At 63.3% G+C, this 13733-nt stretch carries 12 protein-coding genes; 9 read left to right on the forward strand and 3 right to left on the reverse strand.

The annotated features are described in order from the left end of the window. Positions 1-18: 18 nt before the first annotated feature. From NLY44_RS25325 to NLY44_RS25345, 5 genes are all read left to right on the forward strand, one after another. Positions 19-1014: a glycosyltransferase family 2 protein gene (locus NLY44_RS25325; protein ID WP_023806157.1), complete on the forward strand. Its 996-nt coding sequence runs from the start codon at positions 19-21 to the stop codon at positions 1012-1014. Continuing rightward, the gene (locus NLY44_RS25330) at positions 1011-1958 is read left to right on the forward strand and encodes a glycosyltransferase family 2 protein (protein ID WP_023732541.1); all 948 of its coding nucleotides are present in this window, start codon (positions 1011-1013) and stop codon (positions 1956-1958) included. Before NLY44_RS25325 ends, NLY44_RS25330 begins: the two co-directional genes overlap by 4 nt. Beyond that, positions 1948-2898: a glycosyltransferase family 2 protein gene (locus tag NLY44_RS25335; RefSeq protein ID WP_023806156.1), complete on the forward strand. Its 951-nt coding sequence runs from the start codon at positions 1948-1950 to the stop codon at positions 2896-2898. Before NLY44_RS25330 ends, NLY44_RS25335 begins: the two co-directional genes overlap by 11 nt. A 75-nt stretch (positions 2899-2973) precedes the next feature. Beyond that, a complete protein-coding gene (gene galU / locus NLY44_RS25340; RefSeq protein ID WP_023668795.1) occupies positions 2974-3870 on the forward strand; it encodes a UTP--glucose-1-phosphate uridylyltransferase GalU in 897 nt (298 codons plus the stop codon). A gap of 190 nt (positions 3871-4060) precedes the next feature. Next, the gene (locus NLY44_RS25345; RefSeq protein WP_023732539.1) at positions 4061-6439 is read left to right on the forward strand and encodes a polysaccharide biosynthesis tyrosine autokinase; all 2379 of its coding nucleotides are present in this window, start codon (positions 4061-4063) and stop codon (positions 6437-6439) included. A gap of 89 nt (positions 6440-6528) precedes the next feature. Here NLY44_RS25345 and NLY44_RS25350 read toward each other — a convergent pair whose 3' ends face one another. Together NLY44_RS25350 and NLY44_RS25355 are read right to left on the reverse strand one after the other, a co-directional pair. Beyond that, positions 6529-7230, reverse strand: coding sequence for a metallophosphoesterase family protein (locus NLY44_RS25350; RefSeq protein ID WP_348524264.1), 702 nt, complete (start codon positions 7228-7230; stop codon positions 6529-6531). A gap of 71 nt (positions 7231-7301) precedes the next feature. Continuing rightward, entirely contained in the window at positions 7302-9209 is a 1908-nt protein-coding gene (locus tag NLY44_RS25355) for a propionyl-CoA synthetase (protein WP_023732537.1), read from the reverse strand. 358 nt (positions 9210-9567) lie between these two features. Between NLY44_RS25355 and NLY44_RS25360 the strand changes: the two genes are divergently transcribed. The 4 genes from NLY44_RS25360 (at position 9568) to NLY44_RS25375 (ending at position 12483) form a co-directional block, all read left to right on the forward strand. Next, on the forward strand, positions 9568-10224 hold the full coding sequence (locus NLY44_RS25360) for a DUF2259 domain-containing protein (protein ID WP_245260737.1): 657 nt from the start codon (positions 9568-9570) through the stop codon (positions 10222-10224). A gap of 545 nt (positions 10225-10769) precedes the next feature. Further along, complete coding sequence (locus NLY44_RS25365; RefSeq protein WP_023684213.1) at positions 10770-11057, forward strand: PqqD family protein; 288 nt, start codon at positions 10770-10772, stop codon at positions 11055-11057. After that, positions 11057-11491, forward strand: a complete 435-nt coding sequence (locus NLY44_RS25370) for a lasso peptide biosynthesis B2 protein (RefSeq protein ID WP_023668789.1) — start codon at positions 11057-11059, stop codon at positions 11489-11491. The genes NLY44_RS25365 and NLY44_RS25370 overlap by 1 nt, the downstream gene beginning before the upstream one ends. Continuing rightward, on the forward strand, positions 11488-12483 hold the full coding sequence (locus NLY44_RS25375; protein ID WP_023732536.1) for a phosphoenolpyruvate carboxykinase (ATP): 996 nt from the start codon (positions 11488-11490) through the stop codon (positions 12481-12483). Before NLY44_RS25370 ends, NLY44_RS25375 begins: the two co-directional genes overlap by 4 nt. 17 nt (positions 12484-12500) lie before the next feature. Here the strand turns inward: NLY44_RS25375 and NLY44_RS25380 are convergent, their stop codons facing one another. Continuing rightward, a complete protein-coding gene (locus NLY44_RS25380; protein WP_023806155.1) occupies positions 12501-13526 on the reverse strand; it encodes a nucleotidyltransferase family protein in 1026 nt (341 codons plus the stop codon). Between the last annotated feature and the right edge of the window lie 207 nt (positions 13527-13733).

Below are 13733 nucleotides of genomic sequence, written 5' to 3' on the forward strand. Positions count from 1 at the left end.
GAGCATGGGAAGGCGCCGATGACGCAAACCGAAGCGCTGCCGCCAAGCCTGATCGTCATTCCGTGCCTGAATGAGGCAGCCCATATCGGCGCGTTGCTCGAGCAGCTCAGGCCGGCAGCGCTAAGGCTCGGCGCCCGCATCGTCGTTGCCGATGGCGGCAGCACCGATGGTACTTTGGCCATTGTCGAAGCGGTTGCGGCCAAGGACCCTCAGGTCGTCCTCCTGCACAACCCAAAACGTATCCAGAGCGCGGCGATCAATCTCGCCGTCGCCAGCCTCGGTGACGGCGCCGAATACCTGATCCGCATTGATGCCCATGGCGGCTATCCCGCCGATTATTGCGACCGGCTGGTCGAGGAGGCGCTCGCCACTTCAGCCGATTCGGTCGTCGTCTCGATGCTGACCAGCGGCAGCGGCGCGGTGCAGAAAGCGGTCGCGGCGGCGCAGAATTCCAAGCTCGGCACCGGCGGCTCCAAGCACCGGCACCTTTCCGCCGGCGAATGGGTGGACCATGGCCATCACGCGCTGATCCGGATCTCGGCCTTCACCGCGGTCGGCGGCTATGACGAGACCTTCAGCCACAATGAGGATGCCGAACTCGACTACCGCCTGCGCCGGGCAGGCTACCGCATCTGGATGAGCGGCAAGACGCAGATGGTCTACTATCCGCGTTCGTCGCTGAAGGGCCTGTATTTCCAATATCTCGGCTATGGCCGCGGCCGCGCCAAGAATGTGCTCAAGCACCGCATGATCCCGAAAGTTCGGCAGATGATCCCGCTGCTGGTGGCGCCGGTCGTCCTTCTCGCGGTATTTTCCTTTATCCACTGGCTGGCGGCGGTGCCGCTGCTGGTCTGGGCTTCGGTCTGTCTGGGCTACGGCGCTGTGACCGCCATCAGCCAGCGCAATCCCAACAATGTGCTGGCGGGCATTTCGGCGATGGTCATGCATTTCGGCTGGTCGCTCGGGTTTTGGCTGCAACTGCTCGGCTCGCGATCGCAGCGCGGGGTGGCATGATGGTCGCCGACAGCCGCCGAATCGACATCTGCGTCTGCACGTTCCGGCGGCCGGAACTGGCCGACACGCTGCGGTCGCTCGCTGCCATGGATATGCCTGCCGGTTTCGGCATCGGCGTCATCGTCGCCGACAATGACGACGAGCCGACCGCCGAGCCGCTGGTGACCGCGCTGGCGAGCGAATTGAAGCTCGTGGTCCGCTACCGGCACGCCCCGGCGCGCAACATCTCGGTCGCCCGCAACGCCTGTCTTGATGCCAGCACGGCCGATTTTCTCGCCTTCATCGACGACGATGAAACCGCTTCCCGGCAATGGCTGGCCGAACTGATTGCTATCGCGGAGACAAGCGGCGCCGAGGCCGTGCTCGGTCCGGTGCGGGCGCTCTACCGCCCGGATGCGCCGGACTGGATGCGCAAGGGCGATTTCCATTCGACCTTGCCGGTCTGGGTGCAGGGCGAAATCCGCACCGGCTACACCTGCAACGTCCTTTTGAGGATGAGCGCCGACAGCTTGCGCGACCGTCGTTTCAGCCTGGCGCGCGGCCAGAGCGGCGGCGAAGACACCGAATTCTTCGACCGCATGGTCAAGGCAGGCGGTCGCATCGCCTTTGCGCCGGAGGCGTTGGTCGAGGAAGTCGTGCCGCGTTCGCGAGCCGCTTTCGACTGGCTGCGCCGCCGCCGCTTCCGCTTCGGTCAGACGCATGGCCACCTTGTTGGCCACAATGCGGGCGCAGTCCGTCGGGCGAAGGAGGTCGGCCTCGCCTCGGCCAAGGCCGCCTATTGCTTCGGCATGGCGGCGTTGACTGCGATTAGCCCGGTCCGCCGCAACCGCAGCGTGCTGCGCGGCATCATGCATGTCGGCGTCGTCAGCGGCCTGGTCGGTATCAGCGAAATTCGCCAATACGGACTGTCTTCCCCGCAGCAAGGAGGCAAGCGTGCAGCCTGACGTCTCCTTTGTCATCGCAGCCCACAATGCCGCGGCCACGCTCGACCGGGCGATCGCAAGCGCCATGGCCCAGCGCGATATCAGCGTCGAAATCATCGTCGCCGATGACCAGTCGCGCGACAACACGCTCGACGTCGCAAGAGCCTATCCAAAAGATGTCGTCAAAGTGGTTGCGCTGCCGGCAAATCGTGGCCCTGGCGGCGCCAGGAATGCCGGCCTCGACCTCGCCACAGGCCGCTGGGTCGCGGTGCTCGATTCCGACGATGCCGTCCTGCCCGGGCGGCTCGCCGCCATGATCGCGCGAGCCGAAAGTGCGGGCGCTGTAATCGCCGTCGACAACCTCCAGGTGGTGCGCGAGGACGGCATTGCCGAAGCGACGATGTTTCCCGCCAAATATCTGGAGGGCCTGCGTGAAATCACGCTCGCCGACTACATCGCTGGCAACATCGTTTTCGAATCCACGTTCAACCTTGGCTATCTCAAGCCGATCTTCCAGCGCCGTTTCCTGATCGAAAACGGGCTTCGCTATGATGAAAGTCTGAGCATAGGCGAGGATTACATCCTGCTCGCCAACGCGCTGGCCAAGAGCGGAAAATGCGTCGTCGAGCCGACGACCGGCTATATCTACCACATCCGCACGGGCTCGATCTCGCGCGTGCTCGAGCTTCACCATATCGAGGCGATGCGCAAGGCCGACGCGGTCTTCGCCGAGACCAATTCCATGGACGCTGCTGCTGCGGCCGCCTTCGCCAAACGCGCCCGCAGCCTGCGCAAGGCGGCATCGTTCCTGTCGCTGGTCCAGCACATCAAGGCGCGTTCGCCGTTGAAAGCGATACGCACCGCGCTAAGTGATCCGGCGGCTGTCAGGCACATGTCGATGCCGATCGCCGTCCGCCTCAAAAGGGTGGCGGCGCAGTTTGCCGTCGGCGCGGAGAGGTAAGGAGGGCGAGTACATGAAGACGTTTGTTCGTGGCCTGCAACAGGCTGAAATCGATCTGCTCAGAAGGAATTTGCGATGAAGAAAATCAGGAAGGCAGTCATCCCTGTGGCGGGGCTTGGAACACGGTTCCTGCCGGCAACCAAGTCGATTCCGAAGGAGATGCTGCCCGTGGTCGACCGGCCGGTCGTCCAATATGCGGTGGACGAGGCCTTCGAAGCCGGCATCGAGCACATCGTGTTCGTCACCGGCCGCAACAAGGCTGTCATCGAGGACTACTTCGACCTGCACCCCGAACTGATTGGAACGCTCGAACAAACCGGCAAGAAGACCCAGCTGGAGGCGCTCGAAAGCATGCTGCCCGTGGCCGGCGCCACCAGCTTCATCCGCCAGCAGTCGCCACATGGTCTCGGCCATGCGGTGTGGTGCGCACGCGAAGTCATCGGCGACGAGCCCTTCGCCCTGCTGCTCCCCGATATGGTGTCGTTCGGTCGCCGAGGTTGCCTGGCTGAAACAGTCGATCTCTATCAGCAGACCGGCGGCAATGTGATCGCCGTCGAGCGCTGTGATCCCAGCGAGACCAGCAAATACGGCATCGTCGGGCGCGGCGCCGAGACAGGGAGCGGCTTCGAGGTGACTGCCATGGTCGAAAAGCCGGCGCCGGCCAATGCGCCGTCGAACTATTACATCAACGGCCGCTACATCCTGCAGCCCGAGATCTTCTCGCTGCTGGGCAACCAGCAGCGCGGCGCCGGCAACGAAATCCAGCTTACCGATGCCATGGTGCGGCTGGCGAAAAGCCAGTCTTTCTTTGCCCAGCCTTTCAATGGCCGAATGTTCGACTGCGGCTCCAAGGAAGGCTTCATAGAGGCGACCATCGCCTTCGCGCTGGCGCGCGACGACATGAAGGGACCTGTGCTGGAAATGCTGCAGGCGTTCGTGCGGTCGCATGAGCGTCAGGAAGTGGCCGCATAATGCCCATCTTTCGAGGGCATATGCGTTTGGACGATGGCGCGGCTCATGCCTGCACGCCTGGCCGCTCAGGCCCGGCGCCGGATGGCATGAAGCTTGCGTTGCATATCTTGCCCCCGATCTCCGCAGCTTCGGACGAGGTGGGACCTGACCCGTCTCGCTCCGGCGCCTGTAACCTAGAATTGGATCGAAGATGAATTATGCCAGCTTTCCTCTCGACAAGAGGATGCCATTGCCCAACCCCGATCAGGAAAAGGGTGAAGACTTCATCGACGTCGAGCGCCTGCTTGGCATGGCGGCGCGTCAGGTCAAGGTGGTGGCGGTCTGCGCCATCATCGGCCTGTTCCTGGGGTTGCTCTATCTGCAGACCACGCCCAAGCAATACATGTCGGTCGCCAGCGTGCTGATCGACGAAGGCCTGAACAAGGTCATCGACGACATCTCGGCTGCATCCGTCACCATGCAGACCGACGCCGCCCTGCTCAGCCAGATCGAAATCATCACCTCGGCGCGGCTGGCCTCGGTGGTGGTCGACAAGCTGAAACTCGACCAGAACGCAGAGTTCATGAACCCGCCGCAATCGGCGCTGGTCAAGGGCATCGGCTTCGTGCGCGGCGTGATCGGCTATTTCCGCTCAAGTTCCGCCGAGCAGATTCCCGGCATGGAAAACGTCGATGAGGCGACACGCCAGGCCATGATGCAGACGGCGCGCCACGACTATGCCGTGCTGAAGCTGCAGAGCGAGGTGCTGGCGCAGCGCAACGGCCGCTCCTATGTGCTCGCCATCGGTTACCAGTCGACCAATCCGGCGCTCGCCACCGCCATCACCAAGGCCTATGCCGACGCCTATCTCGCCGACCAGCTCAATGCCAGCTTCGACGCCACCGAGCGCGCTGCGGTCTGGCTGCAGGGCCGGCTGACCGAGCTTCGTCAGAACTCACAGGCGGCCGCTATGGCGGTCGAGAAATTCAGGGCCGAGCATGGTCTGGCCGCCAACAGCGACGGCCAGCTGATCAGCGACAAGCAGATTGCCGATCTCACCGCGCAACTGATCGTCGCGCAGGCCGATACGGCGCGCGCCAGCGCCCGCTATCAGCAATACAAGACCATCGTCGAAAGCGGCTCGGACAATGCCTTCAACGATTCCGCCATCTCAAGCGATCAGCCGGCAAGCTCCGTCATTGCAACGCTCAAGACCCGCTATCTCGCAGTGGCCAAGCGGCTGCAGGACGTGACGGCCAATTTCGGCGCCGACCATCCGCAGGCGGTGGCGCTGGCCAAGGAAAAGGCCGACCTGTCGACCCAGATTTTCGGCGAGTTGAAGCAACTGACCGAAAGCTATCGCAATGAATATGAAGTCGCGCTTTCACGCGAGACCTCACTGAGGCAGAAGATCGCCGACGCGGCCGGCAAGAGCTCCATCGACAACCAGAGCCAGGTCAAACTGCGCGAACTCGACCAGCAGGCGCAGGCGCTGACCACGCTCTACCAGACCTTCCTTAGCCGCTACGAGGAGGCCTCGCAGCAGCAATCCTTCCCGGTCGGCAAGGTCCGCATCATCTCGGATGCCTCAACGCCGCTTTCCGCCTCAAGCCCGCGCACATCCAGGGTGCTGGCGCTGTCGCTGGTGCTTGGCGTGCTGCTTGGCGCCGGCTTTGGTGGCCTGAATGAGTTCAACGAGCGCTTCTTCAGGACCGGCGAGGACATTCGCGATCGCGTCGGCCTCAAATTCCTCGGCTATTTGCCGATGATCGGCGGCAGGCTCGGCAAGGACGCCGACGACGGTGCGGCGGATGCCAAAGGCGCCAACACATTGTCGGCGGTCGAGAAACGGGCGCGCATGCGGGTCAGCGTCGATGCGCCGGCATCGATGTTCTCCGAAACGCTGCGCAACGCCAAGATCGCCTTCGACGTCGTCATGGAAGGGCAAGGCAGCCGGGTCATAGGCGTGGTCTCGGTCCTGCCCGGCGAGGGCAAGTCTACGGTCGCCGCCAATCTCGCCGGATTGCTGGCCGCCAACGGCTCGAAGACGCTTTTGATCGACGCCGATCTGCGCAATCCTGGTCTCAGCCGCAACCTCGGCATGGAGGCCGAGCAGGGGCTGATGGAGGCCGTGGTCAACGGCCAGACATGGCAGTCGGTCGGCAAGGTCGACCGCCAGACCAAGCTGGCGATCATCCCGGCCGTGCTGCGCGGCCAGTTCTCGCACACCAGCGAGCTGCTGTCGTCGGCCGGCATGCGGCGCTTCATCGACAACGCCAAGGAGACGTTCGAGTACATCATCGTCGACCTGCCGCCGCTCGGCCCCGTGGTCGACGCCAAGGCGTTTGCGCCGCTGGTCGACGGCTTCGTGCTGGTTGCCGAATGGGGCCGCACGCCGCGCGCCATGGTGCGCTCGCTGCTGGAGCAGGAACCCTACGTCGCAAGCAAGGTCGTCGGCGCGGTGCTCAACAAGGTCGATCTGAAGAAGCTGCCGAAATACGGCTCGCTCGGCGGCTCGGAAAAGTTCTTCGACCGCTATTCGACCTACTATCTGGAGAAATCGGACGTGCGGGCCAAGACCGCCGCCTGAACGGAGCGCGATCCTGAAAAGGAGCGTGATCCGGAAAAGCGGATCCGGTTTTCGGAAAGGATCACGCTCAAACGAAGAAGCACGGCAGGTCAGGAAAAGATCAGCTTGCCGAATTTACCGGCGATCCTGAGCGCTGTCAGCCGGCCGCTTTGAAAGGCGCCGGTGTCGATGCCGAGCCTTCGCCCGTCAATCCTGGGGATATCGACCGGCGTGTGCCCATGCACCACAAAGCGGTCGAGCAGATAGGCGGCGTTGAAGAACTCGTCGCGGATGTTGAGCAGATCCTGCTCATCCTGTGCGACCAGGTCGATGCCCGGCCTGATGCCGGCATGGACGAAAACGAATTTATCCGAACAGAGCAGCACCGGCAGGCTGCGCAGGAAGTCGATATGGCTGGCCGGAATGACTTCCTTCACGCGCCGGTCGACCGCGTCGCTTGAGGCATAGAGGCTGGCAAGCCGCGCCGGATCGACCCCATAGGAAAACAGCGTCTCGAGGCCGCCGACCGCCAGCCAGCGGTCCCGCGACAGATAGCCGTCGAGATAGTTCAGCATCGCCACTTCGTGGTTTCCCGCCAGGCAGACGCGCAGGAACCCTGTTGGCGGCAGAGCCAAGAGGTGGTCGAGCACGCGCGCCGATTGCGGCCCGCGATCGATATAGTCGCCGAGCATGACGATAATCTTGCGGCCGCGAAATTGCAGCGCGTCGAGCTGGATCTTCTGCTCCAGCGACAGCAATTCCTTGTAGCAGCCATGCACGTCGCCGATCGCGTAGACGACGGTGTCGTCCATATCCATTTCCAGGCGCTCGCGCGGCGCCGGCCGGGGAGGTCTGGACCGCTGAAACAACGCCACTGGGGCCGTCAGACCCCGATGCCGCGGGCTTTGAGCGCCGCGGTGATCTCGTCAAGAATGGCGGGATCGTCGATGGTCGCCGGCATCGTCCATTCTTCCTTGTCGGCGATCTTCTGCATGGTGCCGCGCAGGATCTTGCCGGAGCGCGTCTTGGGCAGGCGCTTGATCGTCACCACGGTCTTGAAGGCCGCGACAGGGCCGATCCGTTCGCGCACCAGCCCCACCACTTCGCCTTCGATGGCAGCGGTATCGCGCGACACACCGGCATTGAGCACGACGAAGCCGAGCGGGACCTGGCCCTTCATAGCGTCAGCGACGCCGATGACGGCGCATTCGGCAACATCGGGATGCGCTGAAAGCACCTCCTCCATGGCTCCGGTCGACAGCCGGTGTCCGGCGACATTGATGATGTCGTCTGTGCGCGCCATGACATAGAGGTAGCCGTCCTCGTCGATCATGCCGGCATCGGCCGTCTTGTAGAAGCCGGGAAATTCCTCGAGATAGGCTTGCCGGAAACGCTCGTCGGCATTCCACAGCGTCGGCAGGCAGCCGGCCGGCAGCGGCAGTTTCACCACCACATTGCCAAGTGTGCCGCGCGGCACTTCATGGCCGGCATCGTCGAGCACGCGAATGTCGTAGCCCGGCATCGGCACGCCGGGCGAGCCGTATTTCACCGGCAGCAGGCCGAGGCCCGCCGGGTTGATGGTCATCGGCGAGCCGGTCTCGGTCTGCCACCAATGATCGACCACCGGCACGTTGAGTTTCTGCTCCGCCCATTTGATGGTTTCCGGGTCTGCGCGTTCGCCGGCCAGGAACAGAGTGCGGAATTTCGACAGATCGTAGTTCGGCACGAATTCGCCCTTGGGGTCCTGCCCCTTGATGGCGCGGAAGGCTGTCGGCGCGGTGAACAGCGCGACCACGCCGTGTTCGGCGATCACCCGCCAATAGGTGCCGGCGTCGGGTGTGCCGATCGGCTTGCCCTCGAACAGCACGCTTGTCGCACCATGCAGCAGCGGTCCGTAAACGATGTAGGAATGGCCGACCACCCAGCCGACATCGGAGGCCGCCCAGAACACTTCGCCCGGTCTGACGCCGAATTCGTTTTCCATCGTCCATTTGAGCGCGACCATGTGGCCGCCATTGTCGCGCACGATGCCCTTAGGCTGGCCGGTCGTGCCGGAGGTGTAGATGATGTAGAGCGGGTCGGTGGCGAGCACCGGAACGCAATCGACGTTGGCGCCCGCGGCGCGCTCGCGGGCAACGGCGTCGGCAAAATCGATATCGTAATGCTCCCTCAGATCGCAGCGCAGCTGGTCGCGCTGCAGGATCAGGCAGGCGTCCGGCTTGTGGCGGGACATTTCGATCGCCTTGTCGAGCAGCGGCTTGTAGGCCACGACACGTCCAGGCTCCAGGCCGCAGGACGCGGAGATGACCAGCTTCGGCTTGGCGTCGTCGATGCGGGTGGCGAGCTCGTGCGAGGCAAAGCCGCCGAACACCACCGAATGCACCGCGCCGATGCGGGCACAGGCAAGCATCGCGACCGCCGCTTCGGCCACCATCGGCATGTAGATGATGACGCGGTCGCCTTTGCGAATGCCGCGGTTCTTGAGCACCGAAGTCAGCGCTACCACTTCGCGCTTCAATTCGGCATAGGTGAATTTCTTGACCGTGCCGGTAATCGCGCTGTCGTAGATAAGTGCGATCTGGTCGGCGCGGCCGCCTGCGACATGGCGATCGAGAGCGTTGAAGCAGGTGTTGCAGCTGGCGCCGTTGAACCAGCGCCCGTAAACGCCCGCCTTGGCATCGAAGACGCTGGCCCACGGCGAATACCAGTCGATCGCCTCGGCCGCATCGGCCCAGAATTGTTCCGGGTCGCGTTTCCAGCCGTCATAGACCTCGTGGTAGCGTGACGCCATTCATCCCTCCTCGGGAAAACTCTCTATCTTGCAATAGCCTATGCGGGTTTTCCCGGCCACGTCTTTCCCCAAATGCCATGTCTTTCCCGAAATTTGGGGCTTGGCCGATCTCGCCTTGGCCATAAATTGCAGGCACCATGGCCGGGTTTGAAACCGGGGCAGGGCGCGCAATGACGGTACGATACGGGGTTGGATCTGCCGTTGGAGCAGCGCTGCTGTTGACGATCGTTTTCGCCGCCCAGGCCGGCGATGCCGCCCGCGGCGCATCATCGGCTTTTCCCCCGACGGCAAATATTTCGCCTTCGAGCAATATGGCGAGCTCGACGCTGCCGTTTCCGGCTGGTCGCAGATCGACATCATCGACACAAGCACAGACGAGTTCGTCGGCGGCAAGCCGATCCTTGTCCTCGATGAATCGGAAGAGGCGACCACGACGGTGGAGCAGGCACGGGCGCAGGCCGCAAAGCAGGCCGCGCCAATCCTGGCCAAATATGCCATCGCCGAGCGCGGCACGCGCACGGCCTCCGACAGGTTCACCTTCCCGGACGACACGGTCGACTACAACGACATCCGTCGCCTCGATCAGGCCGCGCAGAAATGGCTGTCGCCGTTCTATGGCGAAACACAGATTTCGACCATCCAACTCGATGAGATCCTTGCCGACAGCAAGGAGGATTGCTCGGCAAGCTTTGATGACGCGAAGCCAAGCGACCAAGTTCTTCCGGGCGACAAGACACTTCAAGGCGACAAGACACTTGAAGGGGACAAGACGGGCAAGGCCCGCGGCTTCCGCCTGTCGCTGCAGGGGCAGGACGGCAAGCCGTTCAAGGTGCTGCACGAGGACAAGGCCGTGCCGGGCTCGCGCAACTGCCCGACTTCCTACAGCCTGTCGGAATCCTACGAATACACCCCGCCCGGCAGGCCCGCGGTAGTGGCGGTGCTGGTGCAGCGCTTCAGCCAGGGCTTCGAAGGACGCGACCGCCGCTTCATCGCCGTAACCGGCCAGGCACGCTAAGCTGCGGCCCCCCTTGTGGCAGGCAGAAAAAGCTCATGCGCCCGGAAAAGCAGGGCGTTCGTGTCGGATATAAGCTCTTAAAGCGGCAAGGCCGCCAGCATCAGCCCGACGCCACCCGCAATCAATATGGCGGCTGCCAATGCTTTTCGATGACGTTCGAACGCGGTCGGAGCCCGCTCCCAATTGTAACGCATACCCAATGCTCTCCCAAAACCCCGCGACTCCATAGCTTACTTTAGGTAAGAAAAGCAAGACCTTGACCCTGCGAGATAGCTGGCTTGACAGTTTGCGGCGGTGATTCCCAGCTGCAATCACCGACTATTTCTGGGGTGCTTCCCTGTTCTCAGGCTCTGAACGATGTGGAAGTTACCACAATCTGAAGTTGGATGTCTCCATTAGGCTTCGGTTGCCTGTGTCGTGAGGATGGTGGCGTTGCCGGATTGCCACAGAACGGTCAGGCCTGCCTGTTCTCACTCTCGTCCGCGCAATGGACAGACCCGCATCGCCGCGCTATCTGCTCTCCAGGAAAATGGTGGAGGGGCTCCATGGCCCAAATCGGTTCTGAAATGGTTCTGCGGCTCGCGGACGACGCCTCGGTCCAGCATGTCGGCGATGGCGCAGTCGTTCTCTTGGCGCGCAGCGGCCAGCTTTACACCTGCAACGGCACCACCGAAGCCTTTCTCGACAAGGTGGACGGCGCCCGCAGCCTTGACCAGATCGTCGTCCTGTTGTCTGACGAGTTCGAGGTCGACAAGGGCACGCTCGACCAGGACATGGCGGCGCTGGCCGCCGAACTGGTGAGCGAAGGCATTCTCGCCGACCCGGCTCCCTGATGGTGGACGGCGTTCTCCTGCGCGCTTTGTTTCGTGTCCATTTATGGGCAAGCGCGCGGCTGATGCCGACCCTGATCGGCCGCCGCAGCTTCGAATCGGTGCTGAAATGGGCGCCGCTCAGCGCACCCACCCCTTATCGCGGCCTGTCGTCAGCCTACATCGTCGCTGCCGTCAACCGGACCGTCCGGCACCCCTGGCTGATGCGCGACCGCAGATGCCTGCGCGAGGGCCTGCTCGCCCACCGCTTCCTGCGCTTTGCCGGCTTCGATCCGGATCTGCGCTTCGGCGTCGATCCGAAGTCGATGCAGGCGCCGCGTATGTCTGCTCATTGCTGGGTCTGTCTCGATGGCCGCCCAGTGGTCTCGGACAGCCTCCCCGGCATGGTCCAGATCTATCGCCATCACGCCGATGCCGGAAAGGCACACGCTGCTTGACCGGTCCGGCGACCACCTTCTGCTACGATCTCCAGGGCCAGGTCATCAGCATATCGGCCTCGCGGGCCGATCTCTGGCCGAGCTTCGACCTCATGCTCGGCACGTTGCGCGTGAGCGGGCCGGCCGAGCCCGATTTCCGCGTCGACATCGTCGAGACGCGGGAGTTACCGGAATCGCCTGCCGGAAAACTCGCTTTCGACGGCGACGTGCCGGAGGACGGCCATTGCCGGCTGATCGACGGTGGCGGCACCGTTCATCTGGTCTTTCCCGGCCTGCAGACCGTCTCGATCAATGCCGATGGAGGCTGGGCCGAGATACGAGTCCATCCCGATGCCAAGGTCAAATGGACGGTGCTGATGATGGTGCTGGATGCAGCACTTGATGCCGGCGACCAGCACATGCTGCACACCGCCGGCCTGACATTGCCCGGCCGAGAGGCGCTGGTGCTGATCCATGCGCCGAGCGGCACCGGCAAGTCGACGACGTCGCTGGCGCTGGCGTCGCAAGGCTTCGGCCTGTGCTCTGATGACGCCATGATCCTCAAGATTTTGGCCGGCGGCGGCATCACGGCCTGGGGCTTGCCGCGCAAGGTGAAGGTCCACCGCCACACGGCGGCAATGCTGCCCTTCGTGGCGCCTTGCCTTGGCGACAAATGGGACGCCAATGGCGAGCAGGCCGTCTCGCTGGAACGTCTCGCCGAGATCATCCGCATCGAGGAGACTGTCGGCAGACCGGTTGCGGCACTGCTTCATCTCGCCCGCTCGGCGGACGCGCAAACCCGGCTCGTGCCCATGACCAGGACAGACGCCCTGGTGGCGCTTGCCACCGACAATGTCAGGACCGGCATGACCGGCCTTTTGCCGGCGCAGAGGCGCCGCATGGCAACTATCGCAACGCTGGTCAAAGCCGTCCCGACCTTTACCCTGGAAGTCGGCGAAAAACCGGCCGAGGCGTCACCGTTGATCCGCGCCGCGCTGCCGGCGCCGGACTGACGGCCGGCGCGGCAAGTTCAGGCAAAACGTGACTTTGGCCTGGCGAGCCGCTGGATCCAGCGGAAGGCGTCGCGGCGCAGGCGCGAATGCATCTTGTCCCTGGAATTGACGCCGAGCAGCGTATCGCCGGTGATCAGCCATTTGGCCAAAAATATCGAGAGGTCGGGCTTGATGCGGTCGGCCAGTTCGATCGCGCGCGGTGCATCAAACAGCCGCCCCGTCACATTGAGAACCGTCGCCAGTTCGAGCTCGATGCCGCTGATGCGCGCCGCCTCGAAAAGCCGGTCTTCATCCGCGGGCGACCGCAGCGCGCGCACGCCCTGCAGCACGTCGACGCAAAGCTGCAGCCGGTGGAACTTGTGCCCGCCGGCGGCGTGAACAATGGCGATGGTCAGCAGCGCAGCCGGCGTGTCGGCCTCGCTGCCGTCGATGATCTGCAATTCGCGAAAGCCGAGCGACAGCCGCCGCCGCATGCCGGAATCATGCACCAGGTTGCCGTGCAGTTCGATCAGCAGGCTGGTATTCTCCTTCTCCAGCCACTTGAACTCCTGCAGGTCCTGCGACTGCGTCTCCTCGCTCCAGAGTTCAAAGCCGCATCCGGCAATCACAGCGTTGGCTGCGGCGATGCTGGCCGGCTCGACCAGAATGTCGATGTCGGTGAAAGGCCGGTCGGCGGCGTGGCGGTAAAGTTTGCGGGCGAAGACAGGCCCCTTGACGATGCGCGCCGGCACGCTGGCGGCGGCGAGCCCCTTGATGATGCGGTCGCCATGATATTGCAGCAGCATCGACTGGCCGGTCGCCAGCGTCGACTGATCACGCAGTTCCGACAGCTTTTGCCGCAAGGCCGCGTCCGCAGGCAGTCGGGCGTCGCCGATCTCGCTGAGCTTGCGCAGCATGATGGGAAGCACGCCGTGGAACTCGGCATTGACGAGCAGTGCCAGCAAGCTTTCGGCAGCAACGTCACGGCCAATGGCAGCCGGCGCCTCCGGGTCGGCGAAGGTCAGCAGCAGTTTTTCATCGGCAGGCGCAAGATATGGCAGCATCAAACCCGGATTGCGTTCGCCCACATCAGCAATTCCCGTCCGGAATTGCGTCAAACAACCAACTCAGAGGAGCGTATGTTGCAGAAAAGCATGCATGAAGCCAGCGTGTGGTGGCAGAACCAGCTCATGAATTGACTTTCCACGGTTTCGGTCCATTCTTTTGCACTGGACTGAAAAGGGTGTTTGGAATGGCCAAGAAAAAGTATG

The organism is Mesorhizobium sp. C089B (genome assembly GCF_030323125.1).
Classification (GTDB): domain Bacteria; phylum Pseudomonadota; class Alphaproteobacteria; order Rhizobiales; family Rhizobiaceae; genus Mesorhizobium.

Excerpts from the sequence above, each read along its gene's own strand:
- NLY44_RS25365 (WP_023684213.1), top strand. The coding sequence starts at position 10,770 with ATGGCCCAAATCGGTTCTGAAATGGTTCTGCGGCTCGCGGACGACGCC.
- NLY44_RS25370 (WP_023668789.1), top strand. The coding sequence starts at position 11,057 with ATGGTGGACGGCGTTCTCCTGCGCGCTTTGTTTCGTGTCCATTTATGG.
- NLY44_RS25350 (WP_348524264.1), bottom strand. The coding sequence starts at position 7,230 with ATGGACGACACCGTCGTCTACGCGATCGGCGACGTGCATGGCTGCTAC.
- NLY44_RS25380 (WP_023806155.1), bottom strand. The coding sequence starts at position 13,526 with ATGCTGCCATATCTTGCGCCTGCCGATGAAAAACTGCTGCTGACCTTC.
- NLY44_RS25330 (WP_023732541.1), top strand. The coding sequence starts at position 1,011 with ATGATGGTCGCCGACAGCCGCCGAATCGACATCTGCGTCTGCACGTTC.
- galU (WP_023668795.1), top strand. The coding sequence starts at position 2,974 with ATGAAGAAAATCAGGAAGGCAGTCATCCCTGTGGCGGGGCTTGGAACA.
- NLY44_RS25325 (WP_023806157.1), top strand. The coding sequence starts at position 19 with ATGACGCAAACCGAAGCGCTGCCGCCAAGCCTGATCGTCATTCCGTGC.
- NLY44_RS25345 (WP_023732539.1), top strand. The coding sequence starts at position 4,061 with ATGAATTATGCCAGCTTTCCTCTCGACAAGAGGATGCCATTGCCCAAC.
- NLY44_RS25355 (WP_023732537.1), bottom strand. The coding sequence starts at position 9,209 with ATGGCGTCACGCTACCACGAGGTCTATGACGGCTGGAAACGCGACCCG.